Origin of the sequence: Streptomyces sp. NPDC038707 (assembly GCF_040636485.1) — a bacterium.
In the GTDB taxonomy this organism is placed as follows: domain Bacteria; phylum Actinomycetota; class Actinomycetes; order Streptomycetales; family Streptomycetaceae; genus Streptomyces.
Window position 1 is genome coordinate 1 of record NZ_JBEZUP010000036.1, and the last position, 17850, is coordinate 17850.

The window sequence follows — 17850 nt, forward strand, 5'->3', positions numbered from 1 at the left end:
ATCGACAGAACGGTCCAACAACACCGCAACCGTCGACTCCACCCCCACACCCAACCCACGCAACCGATGCGCCAGACGATTCGCCGCCACATCCAACTCACCGAACGACAACCGCCGCCCACCACACTCCACCGCCACCGCACCCGGCACACCAACAGCCCGACGAGCCACCAGATCCGGCACCGACACCTCCGGCACCACCACCGCCGTATCGTTCCAGACCCGCAGGAGCCGACGCTCGTGGACCGAGGAGATGTCGATGGCCGACAGCGCCACATCGGGGTCGGCGGCGACGCCTTCGAGGAGCCGCACGAAGTGCTCCGCCATCCGCTCCACGGTCGGCCGGTCGAAGAGTGACGTCGCGTACTCGAGCGCACCGATCAGCGAGCCGTCCGCCTGACGCCAGATGAACAGCGTCAGGTCGGTCTTGGCCACCCGCCAGGCGCCCTGGAAGGCGTCCATCAGCACACCGTCGGCGGTGACCGAGGTCGCTCCCTCGTCCTGCAGGTCGAAAGCCACCTGGTACAGCGGGGTCCGGGACAGGTCACGGACCGGCTGCAGCTCGTCCACCAGACGCTCGAACGGCAGTTCCTGGTGCCCGAATCCGGCCATGACCGTGTTCTTGGTGCGCTGCAGCAGCTCGGTGAAGGTCGGGTCACCGGTCAGATCGCACCGCATGACCAGCGAATTGAGGAAGAACCCGATGGTGTTCTGGATCTCGGGACGGAGTCGGCCGGTGACCGGGGAGCCGATGCCGAAGTCGTCCTGGCCACTGTGGCGCGAGAGCAGCGCGGCGAAGCCGGCGAGCAGCGTGGCGTACGGGGTCGCGCCGTGCCGGCGGCCGATGCCGCTGAGGGCGTCGGCGAGTCCGGCCGGTACGGAGAACCGCACACCCGCGCCGCGACCGTCGCGCTGGGCCGGCCGGGGGCGGTCCGTGTGCAGCTGGAGGTCGGGCAGTCCGTCCAGGGCGGTCTTCCAGTAGTCGAGCTGGCGGTCGAGGACCGGGTCGTCCGAGCGAGCCGCCTGCCAGGCGGCGTAGTCGGCGTACTGCACGGGCACGGGATCGAGTGCCGGCTCGCGGTCCTCCTCGAAGGCGGCGCACAGCTCGCGCAGCTCGCGCTCCAGAAGCACCGTCGACCAGCCGTCGGTGCAGATGTGGTGCGTCGTCACCAGCAGCACCGGCCCGCCGGCCGGCACCCGCACGAGCATGGCGCGCCACAGCGGGCCGTCGGTCAGGTCGAATCCGCGACGGAACTGCTCGCCGAACAGGCCCTCCAGGTCCACCTCACTGGCCTTTTCGACCCGCAGCTCGACCGGCTGCGGGTCGACGACCAGCTGGTGCGGCTCCTCACCGTTCAGCCGGTACCGGGTGCGCAGTGATTCATGACGGGCCTCCAGGGCGTCCAGCGCCCTCTGCACGGTCTCGTCGGCCGTGCCGGCGGGCAGCCGCAGGAAGAGGGGGGCCACCCATTCGTCGCTGCCCGGGTGCATCCGGTCCAGGAACCAGAGCCGGTGCTGCCCGAAGGAGAGCGGCAGCAGTTGGTCGCGTCGCACCGGCTCCACCGCGGAGACGGCGGGCCTGGCCGCGTCGAGCAGGCGCGCCTGGGCCTCCACGGTGGTGGCGCCGAAGAGTCCGCGGAGCTGGATGTCGTCACCGGAAGCCTTGCGCAGTGCGTCGGCAAGCCGGGTGAGGACCAGCGAGGAGCCGCCGAGCGCGAAAAAGTCGTCCTGGGTGCCGACCCGCTCGACCTGGAGCAGCTGCTCCCAGACCTGGGCGACCAGGCGCTCGGAGGGAGTCCGGGGCTCGATGTGGGCGGCGCCCTCGCCGTCCCGGTCCGCGCCCCGCTGCTCCGGGTCGGGCAGCGCGTTGCGGTCCACCTTGCCGTTGCTGGTGAGCGGGAAGGCGTCCACCGGTATGAAGAGGGAGGGGATCATCGGCTCCGGCAGCCGCTTGCGCAGGAAGCTGCGCAGCTCGTCGCGGGGGATCCGACGGCCCGCCGTCAGATGGGCGACCAGCCGCTTCGCTCCGCCGATGACGCGTGCGGTGACGACCGCGCCGCGTACATCGGGGTGCGCGCTCAGGGCGGCCTCCACCTCGGCCGGTTCGATCCGTACGCCGTTGACCTTGACTTGGTGGTCGACCCGGCCGAGGAAGCCCAGTGCGCCGTCGGAGCGCCAGCGGGCCAGGTCGCCCGTTCGGTACATCACGCTGCCGGCCGGGCCGTGCGGGTCCGGAATGAAGCGCTCGGCGGTCTGACCGGGCTTGCCGACGTAACCGCGGGCCGTCCCGATGCCCGCCGCGTACAGCTCGCCGACGACACCGATCGGCACCGGATCGAGGTCCTCGTCCAGGACGTACACCCGCATGTTGTCGATCGGCCGTCCGATCGGCACGGCCTCGGCGTGCAGTGCGGGATCGAACTCCTGGCCGGTGACGTCGATGGCGCACTCGGTGGGCCCGTAGGTGTTCCACACCTTGGCGCCGGTGGGCTCACCGATCCGGCGGCACAGCTCGGCGTCCAGTGCCTCCCCCGCGGAGAAGACCAGCCGGAGCCCGGTGCACTCGGCCCAGCCGGGTTCGTCGACGAGCAGCCGCAGTACGGACGGCACGCCCTGCAGCACGGTGACGCGCTGCGCGGCGACCGTCTTCACCAGCAGCGCGGGGTCCGACTCGACTCCCTCGGGGGCCATCACCACAGTGCCGCCGGCGGCCAGCGGGCCGAAGAGTTCCAGGGCCGCCGCGTCGAAGGTGACGACGGTCTTCTGCAGCATCCGGTCGTCCGCGCCCAGACCCTGGCGGCCGGTCAGCCAGGCCACCCGGTTCGCGATGCCGCCGTGCTGGACGAGCACGCCCTTGGGGCGGCCCGTCGAGCCGGAGGTGTAGGTGATGTACGCGGCGTGGTCCGGGCCGGCGACCGGGTCGAGCGGACCGTCGTCGTACGCGTCGAGTCCGTTGTCCGAATCGTCCAGGAGGACGACTCCGCCGGGCGTCGCGGTGGCGAAGTGGGCGGCCGCCGAGGCGGTGGTCACAACCGTCTGCGCGCCGCTGTCGACGGTCATGTAGGCGATGCGGTCAGCGGGGTGGCCCGCGTCCAGCGGCACGTATGCCGCGCCGGCCTTCCACACACCGAGCAGTGCCGCGATCAGTTCGCGTCCGCGCGGCAGGCAGACCGCCACCCGCGATTCGGGGCCGGTGCCGCGTGACTGGAGCAGCCGGGCGATCTGGTTCGCCCGCCCGTCCAGCTGCGCATACGTCATCGCCCCTTGTCCGTCGTCGACCGCGGTGGCGAGCGGAGTGCGGCCGGCCTGGTGAGCGATCAGTTCGTGCAGCGGGACAGACATCTCTTCTCCAGAAGTGGTGATCAGTTACTGCCTGCGGGGGGTCTGCGGGTCGCCGAGGGCGTCCTAGTGGGGCGCCGGCGCCGGCAGGAATCCGTCGATGAGGGTGCCGACGCCCCCCCGGCGTGCCGTGTCCCGGACGTAGCGGGCAAGGGCCAGGTCGAGGACGCCGAGGCCGAACGGCGAGTACACCAGCGGCCTGCCGGGGTCGGGCGTGAGCCGCGCGGTACCGCGCAGCAACGCCCCGATGCTCGCGTCGATGAAGTCGTGCCGGCCCGTCTCCTCTTCCGCGAGGTGCAGCGAGGTGCGCTCCCGCAGGACGTGGCCGGGGTCGTCGACGACGTTGTGCGAAGCGAGTACCGCGGGCACCGTGAGGTCCCGCAGCGAGATGTGCAGCACCACGGCGCTCGGCGAGCAGGCGTCGAGGTCGGTGTACGGGGTGCCGGCCGTGGTCGCGAAGGAGATCAGGTCGTGTGCGCCCAGCGCCTCCTCGAGGGAGGTGCAGTGGCGCACCTTCGCGTTGGGCAGCAGCCGCGCGTTCTGCGCGGTGAAGCGCCTGGCGCGCTCCGGGTCCTGGTCGTACACCGCGAGGCTGCTCAGTTCCGGCCGCTCGACGGCGAGGAAGCGCAGGATCTCGCGGTTGATGACGCCGGTGCCGATGAGTGTGACACCGGACGGCTTGCGGGCGCCCAGCAGCAGCCGGGCTCCGAGGGCGGCCGAGGCCGCGGTGCGCTGCGCCGAGATCAGCGAGCCCTCGATCAGCGCCTCGGGGTGCCCGTTCTTCAGGGAGTTCAGCAGGATGGCGGCGCTGGCGCGCTCCGTGCCGGCCTCGACATTGCCGGGGAACGAGGAGATCCACTTCATCCCGGCGACCTCGTCGGTGCCGCCGTCGGCCCCGCGGTCCGGGCCGGCGCCGAGGTAGCCCGGCAGGCCGATGATGCGGTCCCTCGGCCGGTCCGGGAAGCGCAGGAAGACGGAGTGCGGAAGACTCGTGCGCCCCTCGTCGTGCCGCTGGTAGGCGTCGGCTACGAGATCGATGACCTCCTTCTCGCGTCCGTCCAGCAGTCCCGCGACCTCACGGTGTCTGATGATCAGCATGCTTCCACCGCCAAGGTGTGATCCGGTTCTTTCCAGAGGTGTGAGACTTCGCCGAAGTGGGCCCGCACCCAGTCGTCGGAGTAGATCGTGTCGAGATAGCGGTCGCCGCGGTCGGGGAAGATCATCACGACGTTGCTGCCCGGCGGGACACGGTCGGCGAGCTTGCCCAGAGCGGCCACCACGGCGCCCGACGAACCGCCGGCCAGGATGGCCTCACGCCGCGCCAGGGTCCGGCAGCCGACCACGCAGTCGAGGTCGGAGACGATCACGGCCTCGTCGGCGAGCGCCGGGTCGAACAGGGCGGGACGGACCGCGGCGCCGTGTCCGGGCAGCAGCCTCGGTCCCGACACTCCGCCGAACAGCACACTGCCCAGCGCGTCGACCCCCACCAGGGTGGTGGAGAGACCGTGGTCCCGGATGTATTGCGCGCAGCCGGTCATGGTGCCGCCGGTGCCGGTCGAGGTGAGCAGATAGTCCACCTTGCCGTCCAGCGCCTGCGCGATCTCGTGCATGGTCTGCTGATGGGCGCGCGGATTGAGCGGGTTCGCGTACTGGTTGGGCCAGTACGCGCCGGGGATGGCGGCCACCAGCTCGCGTACCCGCTTGAGCCTCATGGGCAGGTACGCACCGGTCTCCGGGTCGACCTGCGTGACCATCTCCACGGTGACCTGGTAGGCGCGCAGGATGGCCAGGTTCTGCGGGGTGGTCTTGGGGTCCACCACACAGATGAAGTCGATCCCGTAGTACCGGCAGATCTGGGCGATGCCGATGGCCAGATTGCCCGAGCTGGACTCCACCACCGTGGACCGGCCCGGAATCAGCTCGCCGTCGCGGATCCTGCCGATCAGCATGCCCAGCGCCGACCGGTCCTTGACGCTGCCACCGGGATTGAAGGCCTCGAGTTTGGCGAACACCCGGGAGGAGAAGCGCGGAAGCAGGCCCCCCAGCTCCACCAGGTGGGTGTGGCCGATCGCGTCGAGAATGCCGGGAAGTACCCGTCGGCTCATGATCCGCCGCCCGGGCTGCCGCTCATCGACAGCAGAGCGGCCTTCTCCGCGTCGGACATCAGCGAGATACGGGACACCTTGCGGCCCGGGTCCGCGACTGCGGACTCCAGGATGCGGAGGAACTGCTCGTACAGGCGTTCCAGGGTGTCCCGTTCGAAGAGTTCGGTGTTGTAGCGGAAGGCCACGGTCAGTCCGTACACGTCGCGGGTGACTTCGAGCGACAGGTCGCACTGTCCCTCGAGGTGCGGGATCTCCAGATAGGTGATGGTGAGCCCGGCCACCTTCAGGGCGTCGCCGGAGACCACCCCGTCCAGGCCCGAACCGAAGCGCTCGCTGTTCACCATGGTGATGGAGACCCGGTACAGCGGATCCGGTGTCGCCGCGGCCTGCACGACCAGCGGGAACGGATAGCCGGCCCGGGACGTCGTCTGCCGGAGCCTCTCGTTGGCGGCGACGATCACCTCACCCACCGTGTCGGCCCGGTCGATCTGCGCCCTGATCAGGATCGGGTTGACGAAGTAGCCGACCACGTCCTTGGCCGCGCCACGGCGGACCGATGCGGGGCAGGCGATCAGGAAGTCGGTCTGCCCGCTCCAGCGGTGCAGCAGCGTCTGGAAGGCGCCGAGTGCCATGGCGAACTGCGACACGCCCTGCTCCGCCGCGGCGTTCTTGAGCTGCTCCGACAGCGCGCCGGGCAGCTTCCACACCAGGCTCGCGCCGCGGCCGGTGGGGATCGCGGGCCGGGGCTTGTCCAGGGGGAACTCCCCCGGTACGGAGCCCTTGCGCTGCTCCTGCCAGAACTCCGCCTGCCGGTGGGCGCGCGGCGAGTCGAGCAGCGAGCGCTCCAGCTCGACGAAGTCCTGGTACTCGCTGGTGAGCGGTGCCCAGCCGGGCTCCTTGCCGGAAGCGTACGCCTCGTACGCCTCCAGCAGGTCGCGCCAGAGGGTCCACTGGGATATCGCGTCGGTGGCGATGTGGTGGGTCAGGCACAGCAGCACCGCGTCGTTCTCGCGGCGCAGCAGTACCGGGCGGAAGGCGCCGTGCTCGGTCAGCCGGAAGGGCTTGCGGGCCTCGGCCTCGAAGATCCGCCTCAGCTCGTCGTCGTCGGCGTCCGGCACATCGCGTATCTCCAGTTCGGCGACCTCACCGGGCTCGCGTACGTAACGAACGGGGACACCGTCCGGCTCGCCGTAGACCGACCGCAGCATCGGGTGGCGCGCGGTGAGCGCCCGTACCGCCCGCGCCAGGACCACCGGGTCCGGCGCGGGCGCCATGCGGACACCACCCGCGAGGTTGTAGGTCGCGCTCTCGGGAGCCAGGGTGTGGAGCAGCCAGAGCCCCGCCTGGCCCACCGACAAGGGCATCGCCCCGCCAATGGGGTCCGTACCGTCCATCGGTCAGACTCCCGCCTTGCTGGCCGTGAGGAAGTCGACGACGTTGCTGATGCCGATCAGGTTGCCGATCTGGTCGTCGGGCACTTCGAGGCCGTACGCCTTCTCCACGGCGGCCAGCAGGTCGATCCGGGTCAGGGAGTCCATGCCCATTTCGTCGAAGCTCAGGTCGGCGGTGACGATCCCCTCCAGGTCCGGGGCGGTGCGCTCGGTCAGAGCGATGACCTCGTTGGTCAGGTCTTCTCTGGTCGTCATGTGCTTTCCGTTTCATTCCGGTGGACGTACGGGGACGTGGGGGTGTGAGGCGTGGGGTTCGAGGGGTTGGACCCTGAGGGAACGTGCGGTGCGCGCGGCGGTGGTCCGCTACGGCATCCGTACGACCTGGCCGGCGTAGGTCAGACCGGCGCCGAAGCCGAGGAGGAGCACCTTGTCCCCCGGGGTGCTGCGACCGCTCTCCTTGAGCCGGCTCAGGGCCAGCGGCACCGAGGCCGCCGAGGTGTTGCCCGTGTCGACCACGTCGTTGACGACGCGCTCGGGCGCGATCTCCAGCTGCTGGGCGAGGGTCGTGATGATGCGCTTGTTGGCCTGGTGCGGGACGAACCAGTCGATCTCGTCCATGGTGACCCCGGCGGCCGCACAGGCGCGCTGGGCGACGCCCGGCATGGTGGCCGTGGACCACTTGTAGACGAGCGGGCCGTTCATGGTGACGTACTCCTCGCCGTCGCCCTTCTCGTTGATGGCGATGGCCTCGTGCCGCTTGCCGTCACTGCCCCAGACCGAAGGACCGATGTTCGGCCCGTTCGAGTGGGAGACCACCACGGCACCGGCGCCGTCACCGAAGATGACGAAGGTGTCGGGGTCCTCGGGGTCGATCCAGTCGCTGGTCCGCTCCACACCGACGACGAGCACATGACGGGCGTCACCGACGCGGACCGCGTTGGACGCCATGGCCAGCGAGTAGGTGAAGCCGGCACAGACCGCGTTGAGGTCGTAGGCACCGGAGTTGGGCAGGCCGATACGGCTGGCCACCTCGGGGGCGATACCGGGCATCCGCTGCCTGCGGGTGGTGGTGGCGATGATCGTCAGGCCGACTTCGGTCGGGTCGATGTCCGCGTGGACCAGGGCCTTCTCGCCCGCGGCCACCGCCATGGTGACCATGTCCTCCGACTCCTCGGCGTGGTACCGGGTCTTGATGCCGGTGCGCTGCGTGATCCACTCCGGGGAGACCGTCGTCATCCCCGACAGCTCCTCGTTGGAGACCTGGCGGTTCGGCCGATATCCGGCTATGCCGGAGATGCGCGAGCCGATGATCCCGGTCATATGTTCCTCAACTCTCCTGTGCCATCAGGCGTTTGACGGCTCGGCCATGGCAACGGCGATCCGCCGCGGCCCGGTGAACGGCTCGCGTGCGTGCGCCGCGAGCATGTTGTCGACGATCAGCACGTCGTCGCGCTGCCAGTCGAAGCGGACGGTCGCCGACCGGTAAGCGGCGCGGAGATGGTCCATCACGTCGTCCGGAATGGCCCCGCCATCGCCGTAGAACGTGTTCGTGGGCAGCTCCTCGTCGGCGAAGATCGCGCGGAGTCCGGCACCGACCTCCGGGGCGAGGGTGCTGACGTGGAAGAAGGTGGCGTGGTTGAACCACACCTCTTCGCCGGTGACCGGGTGGCGGTGCACCGCGGCGCGGGTGGCGGTGGTGCGCAGCGCACCGTCCGGCAGCCACTCGGCCTCGATACGGCGGTCCCTGCAGTACCCCGCCACGGCGTTCCTGTCGGAGGTGTTGAACGCCTCCTGCCAGGGAACCCCGAAGCCGACGTGGAAGTTGCGCACCACCTGCCAGCCTCGCTTCGTGAACTCCTCGCGCACCTGCGGATCGATCGACCGCAGCACCTGCCGGATGTCGGCGAGCGGGGTGGCGCCTTCGGTGAGCGCCGGCTCGACGCAGTAGAAGTACAGCCGCTGCGGCCAGACCGCCTGGTAGGAGTTCTCGTTGTGGAGGAAGATCTCCTCCTCCCGCGGATAGTCGGTCGAGGTGTAGACCTGCCCCTTGATGGTCGAGCGAGGTGACGAACGCTCCGCATAGGCCAGCGGGGACGTGCCCGAGTACGCCTCGACGACTCCGCTGAAGCCGTCCACACCGCCGACCTCGAAGCCGCGCAGCAGCAACGAACCGCGCTCGGTGAGCAGTTCCCGCAGCTCGGCGTGGTGCTCGGTGATGTAGTCGTGGATCCCGGTACCCGCGACGGCGGGCCGGCGAAGCCCCGGTACCGTGCCGCTGCCCGCCCAGCCGGCGGGTACCTCTTCCGAGGTGATGGTCATGATCAACTCGCTCTGTCGTCGGAGGGTCTGCTGCGCAAGCCGGGGCCGGTCAGGGCCTCAGTCGGACATCGCGACCAGGATGCGGCGGTCGCCGGTGAACGACCGGCGGCCGTGTGCGAGCAGGACGTTGTCGATCAGCATCAGGTCGCCCGTGCGCCAGTCCACGTTCACCGCGGACTCCAGGCCGCGGTCGCGGATCTGGACGACGTACTCGGCGGGGATCTCGCCGCCGTCGGCGAAGGTCACCGACTGCGGCAGTTCGTCAGCCGAGAGGATCGAGTACAACTCCGCGGCGGTGTCGTCACCGAGACCGCTCGGGTGCCACTGGTCGGCCTGGTTGAACCACACCTCGACACCGGTGACCGGGTGCCTGGTGGTGGACGGCCGCTGCGACTCGACGCGCAGGCTGCCGTCCCGGCGCCACTCCCACTCGGCGCCCGCGCCCTTCAGGAAGGTCTCGACGTCCGCGCGTTCGCTGGTCTCGAAGGTGTCCTGCCAGCTCTTGCCGAGACCGTAGCCGTCATGCAGGTTCTGCACGTAACGCACGCCGCCGGCGAAGGCCTCGCGCACCTCCGGGTCCAGGATGGCGAGCCACTTGGCGGAGTCGAGGACGGGCGTCGCGCCGCCGGTGCCGGGCTGCGTCTGGCAGAAGAACGCCAGACGGCTCGGCCAGGCGTGGGCGTAGCTCATCTCGTTGTGCATCGAGATGTCGAATTCCTGCGGGTACTCGGTCGAGGTGTAGACGTTGCCGCCGACCTTGGTGCGCGGCGAGTTGCCGTGCACATACGCCAGCCGGTTCGGCAGCAGGTGGTCCAGCGCCTTGTCGAGGGTGTCCTCGGTGATGCCGAACCCCCGGAAGACCAGGCCCTTCTCGCGTACCAGGGCGTCGGCCAGGCCGCCCTCCAGCCCTTCGAGCTGGGCGAGCAGTTGATCGACCCCGCCCTCACCCTCGGCCTTGATCTCCAGTGGCGCCCATGTCTGGGTGTTCGTCACGGCGCTGCCCTCTCGCTGTAGCCGTCAGATCGTCTGTCAAACCGGGACATGGGCCAGCCGCTCCGCGATGTCCGCGGTCAGCTCCGCCTCCCGGGGGGCGAGGTAGAAGTGGTCACCGGGGAAGGACCGCAACGTGAAGCCGCCGCTGGTCAGCTCCTGCCAGGCCAGCACCCTTTCGCGGTCGCAGCCCGGGTCCCGGTCACCCTGGTACGCGACGATCGGGGCGCGCAGCCTCACCGGGTTCTCCGGCTGGTACGTCTCGATCAGCCTGTAGTCGGAGCGCAGCGCGGGCAGCAGCAGGTCGCGCAGCTCAGGGATGCCGTAGACATCCCCGCCGAGTGTCCCGAGCCGCCCCACGCCGGCGATCAGCACCTCGTCGGCGGCCCGGTGCAGCTGGGTGCGGGGGGTACGGTGCGGGGCGTCGCGACCGGAGAGCAGCACCGCCACCGGGCCTTCGCCGTCGCCGGTCTCCAGCCGTGCCGCCGCCTCGTAGGCCACCGCGGCCCCCATGCTGTGCCCGAAGAAGGCCAACGGTGTGTCGCGGTAAGGGGTGAGTGCTTCGGTGATCTCACCGACCAACTCGTCCATCGACTCGATGCACGGCTCGGAGAGCCGCTCCTGCCGGCCGGGGTAGCGGACGGCGAGCAGTTCGATCTCGGCGGGCAGCCGCGCGGGCCAGCCGTGGAAGAGCTGGGCATTGCCACCGGCGTGCGGGAAGCCGACCAGCCGGAGCCGGGGGGTGCCCTCCCGCTCGTACCTGCGGAACCAGATCTCCGAAGCGCTCACCCTCACAGCGCCATGCCTCCGTCGATCCGCAGGACCTGTCCGGTGATGTACTCGGCCTGCGAGGAGACCAGATAGGAGACCAGCGCCGCCACTTCGTCAGCGGTGCCGAAGCGCCCGAGCGGAATGCGCTTGATGGCCTCCGTAGCCATCGCCTCCGGCACCGAAGCGACCATCTCGGTGTCGATGAAACCCGGGGCCACCGCGTTGGCGCGCACACCGTACCGGCCGAACTCCTTGGCCAGCGCCTGGGTCAGGCCGATGATCCCTGCCTTGGAGGCCGAGTAGTTCGTCTGTCCCGCGTTGCCCACGACCCCGGCGACCGACGCGAGGGTGACCACCGTGCCGGCCCGGCGCCGGATCATCGCCCGCACCACCGAGCGCAGCAGGTTGTACGTACCGTCCAGATTGGTGCGCAGCACCGAGTCCCACTCGTCGTCCGACATCAGCGCCATCGGACGGTCACGGGTGATACCCGCGCTGGTGACCACCGCGGACACCGGGCCCAGCTCCGCCTCGGTCTCGGCGACGAACGTCCGGACGCCGGTCCGGTCGGCGACGTCGACCTTGCGGATCAGGGCGCGCCGGCCGAACGTCCGGATCTCCTTCTCGACCTGCTCCGCCGCCGCGTCGTCCGAGCGGTAGCAGATCGCCACATCGAAACCGTCCCGCGCGAGCCGGGCGGCGACCGCTCGACCGATGCCCCGCGACCCCCCGGTGACCAGTGCCACCCGCGCCTCTTGATCGGACACTCTTCCCCCATCCGTTCGAATGAAACGAGAGTGAGTTCCTCGGCTATATCCGGCCTATACGGCTTCCAGCACCACCGTCACCGGCCCGCCACCGTCACCGTCTGTCACCCCTGGCAGGACGACCGGCCAGGGGTCCGCCAGGTGCCTCGAAAGGGGGTCCGTGCCACCGCGAATCGATCTTGAAAACCACAAAGACCCAGGCCAGAGGATGTCTGACCTGGGTCTTCTCGGAGCCGCTTTCGGGATTCGAACCCGAGACCTACGCATTACGAGGGCCTGCATGATCGTGAAGGGTGGTGCCGAAAGGTGCCGCCAGATCCTGTTTCCCCTGGTCAGCGGCACGCGGTTGAGCGCCACATGCTGCCCTCGTCCAGCTTGTACTACCCCGTCCGTTCACGCATCGCTCACGCAGTCCTGCGCAGGATTCCAGCGGCACGAGCCGACCTGAGCTGCTTCCTTCGTCTTCCACGCAGCCCCAACCAGGCGCTGCCCCCTCCATCATGCGGTCGTCCTGAGCGCCCGCGTCACTCCGGGCCCGGCTCACCGGGGCACGCTGCACATCTCCGCGGCGCTCAGCCCTGCAACAGGCAGCGTTGCGCATGTGCCGTATATACCGACGAGACGCAAGAGGGCCCAATTGGCCACCAGCGATTAATTCCGGTCAAGTCCGAGAATTCCACTTTAGACGCCCGGGATACGTGATAATGATAACCGGGTTGAGAGCCGTTAGGGCGGGGAGTATGGGCATGCGAGACCCCTTGGACAACGTGGAACTCACTGCGGCAGTGCAGGGCTTGAGGGATCAACTTATTTCCTCTGTAGATGCATCGAATGGCCAGCCAATCAGGTTTGAGGTCGAAGAGATAAATCTCGAATTCTCCGTCGAGTTGCGTCGCGATGCTAGCGTTAAAGCAGGCTTCAAAGCTTGGGTTATTTCGAGCGACGCACTGTCGGGAGTGACACACACTGCCACCCACAAGGTGTCCGTGAAATTGAGGCCGAAAAATTTCAGAGACGGCAGGCCCGTGGAAATCGGCAGTCAGGCCGAAGTAAGCATGGATGTGTTTGAAACACCACTTGGAGGACACAGCGAATGAGCGCGCGGTCTGCCGAACGAGTTGCCATTGTTCGGGCAGCCCGGCAAGGTAGTGGCTACCTGCTGAACTCGCGCCTGATCCTCACATCGGCCCATCTATTCGATGGAAATGACAATGCACACGTCGCCGTGCCCGGCGGTACAGGCGTACAGCGTTGTCGGCTCATATGGCGGCGCTACGATGAGGCGTGTGACGCGGCATTGCTTGAGGCTAATGAAGATCTAGTGGCCGATGCATCGAAGTGTCAGATTTCTCATATCAAGTGGGGTAGAATCTCGGGCCTGTCAGCCTGGGATGGCTGTGAAGCGATCGGATACCCTCGGATTTCATTTTGGGAGGGGACAAGGCCGGACACTGAACAAATAGTGGGAACCCTGAAGCCAGGTTCTTCTGTCCTGCGCGGCCGCTACGTTTTAGATAGTGCCCATTCTGCACCCCCTATGACTGATGATTCCTCCCAATCGCCATGGCAAGGAATGTCGGGCGCCGCCCTCTTTGTTGGCGACTATCTGATTGGCGTCGTCTGCGGAGACCCTGTGCAATGGGGGCATGCTCGCGTTGAAGCGGTTCCAGTTTCCGCTCTGCTGAGCGACCCTGACTTCAAGCGAGCTGTTCGAGAAGTGGGAGGGGTGCAGCCGGAGCTGACGGAAGTCGTTAAGCAGATATCGCAAGTACTCGCCGACTCTAGCGAATTTCATTGGCAACCTGTCTCTGAAGCTGATCCGATTGGTTTTGGGGTTCATCGCGTTCCGGATTCCCCCGGCTATTCGCAAATCGTAGAATACGTTTCTCGTGCCGTTGATGGTCAGTTGGACGAGCAACTCGAGTCGCTGGCGGATGCAGGCGGCATGCTCCTGCTGACAGGGGACTCCGCGGCCGGAAAGTCGAGAGCCCTGTTTGAAGGCATGCGTCGCAAGCTAGGTGAGTGGCTAGTCTGCAAGCCAGACCCAGACGCAGAGCTGTCCTCGCTTATATCCTTCGTGAGCGGCGAAAGGAGGGTTGTGTGGCTCGATGACCTGCATGATTATTTACGCTCCGACGGGCTTACATCCTCACTACTCGACGGACTAATTAGTCGGCGAGTAGCTGTGCTCGCGACTCTACGGACGGATTTTTACGAGCACTACACCGATGAAAAAGATATCTCATCCATATCTCGAGGCGTCGGCCCCCGTCTACCCTCTTCTCCTGGCAGAATACTCCGTAGAGCACATCACATCGCTCTTGAGAGGATCTGGTCTGATGGCGAGCGAAAAATTGCTTCCCTCAGCGAGGATCCAAGAATCTCAGAGGCGCTCAAATCCGACAGAGCCTATGGATTGGCCGAATATTTGGCGGCAGGGCCACAGGTGCTCAAGCTTTGGCGATCTGCTTCCCGAGCGAAAGGTAACCCGCGGGGAGCGGCACTTGTTTCCGCCGCGATAGCCCTCGCACGCACGGGAGTGGATTCCTCTCTGCCACCTGACGCGGTGGAGCGCTTGCACAATCATTACCTAGACCAGGCAGGCGGTCCGGCTCTAAGGCCGGAAGGGCTCGAAGAAGCGTGGAACTGGGCAGCCCGAATCGTGTTGGGAGTGACTAGCCCACTGGTCCCGAGCAAGGGCGGGACGTGGAAACCATTTGATTACCTAGTATCCGACGTTGCGCGCCATTCACATCCGAGTGATCTCCCAGATCAAGTTTGGGAAGAAGCTCTGCGTGTTGTAGATAATTCGCGGCGAGTGGCGGTAGCAACTGTGGCTAGGGTCGCAGGCCGGCTAGACACTGCAAAAGATGCACTCCGTCCTCTCGTTGAAATTGATGACCCTGACGGTCTGATTAATCTTGGGGCGCTACTGGCTTCGGAAAATGACTACGAGGGCGCTAGCATATACTTTCACCGCGCTTCAGACCTCGGCGACTCAACCGGTACTCACAATATGGGCTCATTATGTTTCGCGAGAGGCGATCTGCAGGGTGCACGCGATTGGTACACGCTGGCAATTGAGCGTGGAGAATTGCAGTCAATTGGAGCTCTCGGCCTGGTCTCCGAAAAGTTGGGCAATAAAGATGAGGCGGTGGATCTTTGGAAGCGCGGTACCGAGGTCGGTGACCCAGGGAGCGCGCTTCACTATTCCGATTGGCTGACATCAAAATGGCAGTCAGACGACGCGGTAGAAGCATTGAGAGTTGCGGCTGACGGTGCGATTCCACTCGCAGCCTTGTCGTATGCTGGCGTCCTATTACGAAAGAAGGATCACAAAACAGCGAATACCTATGTATCTAAAGCGTATGATGCAGCGGTTCAACAAGGTCATTTGGGTGACCCGATTGGTTACTTGATGGCTGGGGTAACCGCCTACTCCTTCGGGAATGTCCAAATGGGAGAGGAGTGGTGGAGTCGGGCGCGCGACAAGGGATGCCAAATAGATTGGTGCGTCCTTGAAGCCCCAGACGACTTCCCTGGTCTGCGGTATCTAGCCACTAGTCTAGATACTCTGGATAAGCTTGGACATGAGGGAACTCGCCTCCTTATGCAGATCCTCTGGGCTGGAGACTGCCTCGATTGCGGGCACCCTCTAAAAGAGGGTGTACCAGCCCTGTACGTAGACGATCACTACACAAGAGCGGATGCCAGGCTATTTCACTTTGGGTTGTGCAGATTTCCCCGATGGAACGAGTCCGCCCTGACCACCTTCGCGAAGGATGCTGGGATCAGCTGGAAGTCATTCAGCGCTGGAGTGCCGGTAGGTGGACAGGTTGTTCCGGCCCTTATCGTGAACCCCTCTCTGGAGGTAGCCCAGTTGCTCTTGGACGACCAAGTCTGGACAGCAACCGGCATGTACGGGCCGCAGTCAACCTTGGGTTCAGCCCTTCATCTCCAGCCGCTCTGGGCCGGATTACCGCCGAAAAGGTCCGACTCCCTTGCCTGGGCTTTTGTTGGTGACGACGAGGTGGCGGTGGCGGTTCTTCACCAAATCTGGTCAGCTCCTGCCTCAGGGGAGCTAGTCGCACTGGTAAAGCGGTATGGCGGCTTGCTGCTCATTGTGACTAGCGCCCTTGGACCAGAAGGCTCAGCCACTATCGAGGGGCTGACGAATGTGCTGGAGTCCTGGGATTCGATGACTCGTTGGGTCCCCCTGAGGGAATCGCACGGTTAGTGTCTGGCGTCAGGTCCAACCATCAAGTGAGACCTGGTGCTCGTCGCCCAGGTAACGGTGAAGGGCGCTGGCGGTAGTGTTCACGAAATCCCCAGGGATCTCGTCGGCGTCGATCCAGCAAACCTGAGCGTGCTTGCGGGGCTCGCGATTCTCAAGTTCGCCGGTCCATTCGTGTGCAGCGAAAACGACGGTGAGGAAGCCGTTGGGGGCTTCGACGCCCCAGGCGCCGTGGATGATGTGGGCGACCTTCAGCGACTCCGGCTTCACGGTCAGGCCCGTCTCCTCATACAGCTCGCGTACGGCGGTTTCGGTGATCGGTTCGCCGGGTTCGCTCTTGCCGACGGGGAGGTCCCACATGCCCTGGGCGAACTTGGCGTTCTGGCTGCGCTGGAGGAGGACGACCCGGTTGGTGGCCGTGTCGTGGACGATGACCGCGGCAACCAGCAGGGTCATGGATTCGAGGGCGGGCGGCTGGGCTTTGGGCTGGTCATCGGTTGTCCGCTGAGCCACGGTTACGTCCCTTCATCGGCCGGTTGGTGGGCAGCTTAAGCCAGTGCTTCGCGTGCACGGCGGGCGAGTTCGGCGGCTCCGGGAACTTTGCGACGCTGGTAGACAGCGAGGGTGGAACGGAGTGAGGTGATCGCCTTGCGAGTGCGGTCGGAGGTCATGCCCTCCATCAGGCTCAGGGCCTGGGACCAGGCGGCGACGGCTTCGTCGGCGCGGGCCTGGGCGGCGAGGCTGTCGCCGAGGTCGGCGTACGTGAGGGCGTGGACGCGCTTGTACTTCTCGGGGTCCCAGCGCACCAAGGCGTCGCGGTGCTGTTGCTCGGTGCCGACGTGGTCGGCAAGGTCGGTCAGCGTGCGGGCGGTGTGGCTGGCGACGGTGCCGGCTGCCGGGCCGCTTACGCGGGAGTAGCTGGGCTGGGGGCCGTCGTCGCGCAGGAGGGCGTCTTCGGCGGCGAGCAAGGCGCGGGCCGCTGCGGGCTTCTCGCCTACAGCCGCGTAGGCGCGGGCGTGGGTGATGTGCAGCAGCGCCTCGGTCTGGCCGTCGACGTGGCCGAGACCTCGGGTGAGGGCGCCTTCGACGAGGTCAACGCAGTGGTGGGGCTGCCTGAGGCTAAGGGCCTGGTGGGCGAGGGCGCGCATCATCCAGGCGGCGTGACCGCGTGGGTCGGCTTCGCAGGCGAGCTGGTAGCCGACCTGGTAGTAACGCTGTGCGGCCCCTTCCTGGCCGAGGTCGTGGTGTTTCCACCCGGCGAGGTACGCGAGTTCAGCGACGGCGCCGAAGGCCGCTTGCCGTAAGGCTTCGCTCGGGAAGCGTCCGCGGAGCATGGGCGCTGCGGTGTCAGCAAGGTAGGCGGTGACCGTGGTCAAGCCATGGCCGCCGCCGAGGCGCTCGTCAGCCGCACTGAAGGCAGCGGTGATCTGCCGTACGACGTCCACGTCCTCGATCCCGACCAGGGAGCTACCGGTGCGCGCCCGCAGCATGCGTGCCGTGACCTCATGGTCGTAGAAGAGTGGCATAGCCACGCCAGCCGTAGTAAAAGCAGCCACGGCAAGGAAACGGCGGCGTTCGACGTCGGCTCGACCCAGATCGGTGGCGGCCAGAACAGGATCGGGCTCCTCCGACACCGCAGTTTCGGGTGCGCGAAGGCCGATCTCGGCCAAGGTGATGGTGCGGCCTGCCCGGCGAGACAGCGCCTCTACGAGGTACTGGCCGGTTCGTCCGGTGGGCTGGCGTGTGCCGTTCGCCCAGTGGGAGACGGCCGACTTGTTGGTTCGTAGAATCTCACCGTTCTCAGCCGCGATACGCCGGATGTCCTTCGCCAGAGCCTCGTACGTGCAGCCGATCGCCTCGATGACGTCACGCAAACGGGAGTTGGGGCCTCTCTGCACTGCCACGATCGCCTCCGCTGCGGAGCTGTAAACCGC

The 17850-nt window shown here is 66.8% G+C and carries 14 protein-coding genes; 2 read left to right on the forward strand and 12 right to left on the reverse strand.

Annotated elements, in window-relative coordinates:
• The 10 genes from AB0E62_RS32770 to fabG form a co-directional block, all read right to left on the reverse strand.
• The coding region (locus tag AB0E62_RS32770; RefSeq protein ID WP_362202137.1) for an amino acid adenylation domain-containing protein at positions 1-3342 on the reverse strand (3342 nt) is incomplete at its 3' end.
• Positions 3343-3405: 63 nt separating this feature from the next.
• Positions 3406-4437: a 2,3-diaminopropionate biosynthesis protein SbnB gene (sbnB, locus tag AB0E62_RS32775; protein WP_362202140.1), complete on the reverse strand. Its 1032-nt coding sequence runs from the start codon at positions 4435-4437 to the stop codon at positions 3406-3408.
• Complete coding sequence (gene sbnA / locus AB0E62_RS32780) at positions 4431-5444, reverse strand: 2,3-diaminopropionate biosynthesis protein SbnA (RefSeq protein ID WP_362202143.1); 1014 nt, start codon at positions 5442-5444, stop codon at positions 4431-4433. The genes sbnB and sbnA overlap by 7 nt, the downstream gene beginning before the upstream one ends.
• On the reverse strand, positions 5441-6838 hold the full coding sequence (locus tag AB0E62_RS32785; protein ID WP_362202146.1) for a condensation domain-containing protein: 1398 nt from the start codon (positions 6836-6838) through the stop codon (positions 5441-5443). The genes sbnA and AB0E62_RS32785 overlap by 4 nt, the downstream gene beginning before the upstream one ends.
• 3 nt (positions 6839-6841) lie before the next feature.
• On the reverse strand, positions 6842-7090 hold the full coding sequence (locus tag AB0E62_RS32790) for an acyl carrier protein (protein ID WP_362202149.1): 249 nt from the start codon (positions 7088-7090) through the stop codon (positions 6842-6844).
• A gap of 108 nt (positions 7091-7198) precedes the next feature.
• Positions 7199-8155 (reverse strand): beta-ketoacyl-ACP synthase III, encoded by a 957-nt coding sequence (locus AB0E62_RS32795; RefSeq protein WP_362202152.1) that lies wholly within the window; start codon positions 8153-8155, stop codon positions 7199-7201.
• A 24-nt stretch (positions 8156-8179) separates the two neighbouring features.
• Positions 8180-9154, reverse strand: coding sequence for a TauD/TfdA family dioxygenase (locus AB0E62_RS32800; protein WP_362202155.1), 975 nt, complete (start codon positions 9152-9154; stop codon positions 8180-8182).
• A 57-nt stretch (positions 9155-9211) separates the two neighbouring features.
• Positions 9212-10147 carry a TauD/TfdA family dioxygenase gene (locus AB0E62_RS32805; protein WP_362202158.1) on the reverse strand — a complete coding sequence of 312 codons (936 nt, stop codon included), beginning with the start codon at positions 10145-10147 and terminating at the stop codon, positions 9212-9214.
• Between the two features lie 36 nt (positions 10148-10183).
• Positions 10184-10933: an alpha/beta fold hydrolase gene (locus AB0E62_RS32810; RefSeq protein WP_362202161.1), complete on the reverse strand. Its 750-nt coding sequence runs from the start codon at positions 10931-10933 to the stop codon at positions 10184-10186.
• A gap of 2 nt (positions 10934-10935) precedes the next feature.
• The gene (fabG, locus tag AB0E62_RS32815) at positions 10936-11682 is read right to left on the reverse strand and encodes a 3-oxoacyl-[acyl-carrier-protein] reductase (RefSeq protein ID WP_362202164.1); all 747 of its coding nucleotides are present in this window, start codon (positions 11680-11682) and stop codon (positions 10936-10938) included.
• A 746-nt stretch (positions 11683-12428) separates the two neighbouring features.
• On the opposite strand from fabG, the gene AB0E62_RS32820 reads away from it, so the two are divergent.
• Together AB0E62_RS32820 and AB0E62_RS32825 are read left to right on the forward strand one after the other, a co-directional pair.
• On the forward strand, positions 12429-12779 hold the full coding sequence (locus tag AB0E62_RS32820) for a trypco2 family protein (protein ID WP_362202167.1): 351 nt from the start codon (positions 12429-12431) through the stop codon (positions 12777-12779).
• Positions 12776-15919, forward strand: a complete 3144-nt coding sequence (locus AB0E62_RS32825; protein WP_362202169.1) for a tetratricopeptide repeat protein — start codon at positions 12776-12778, stop codon at positions 15917-15919. The genes AB0E62_RS32820 and AB0E62_RS32825 overlap by 4 nt, the downstream gene beginning before the upstream one ends.
• Positions 15920-15928: 9 nt before the next feature.
• On the opposite strand, the gene AB0E62_RS32830 is transcribed toward AB0E62_RS32825, so the two are convergent.
• Together AB0E62_RS32830 and AB0E62_RS32835 are read right to left on the reverse strand one after the other, a co-directional pair.
• Positions 15929-16429 carry an NUDIX domain-containing protein gene (locus AB0E62_RS32830; RefSeq protein ID WP_362202172.1) on the reverse strand — a complete coding sequence of 167 codons (501 nt, stop codon included), beginning with the start codon at positions 16427-16429 and terminating at the stop codon, positions 15929-15931.
• Positions 16430-16464: 35 nt separating this feature from the next.
• Positions 16465-17820 carry a tetratricopeptide repeat protein gene (locus tag AB0E62_RS32835; RefSeq protein WP_362202175.1) on the reverse strand — a complete coding sequence of 452 codons (1356 nt, stop codon included), beginning with the start codon at positions 17818-17820 and terminating at the stop codon, positions 16465-16467.
• Positions 17821-17850 lie beyond the last annotated feature (30 nt).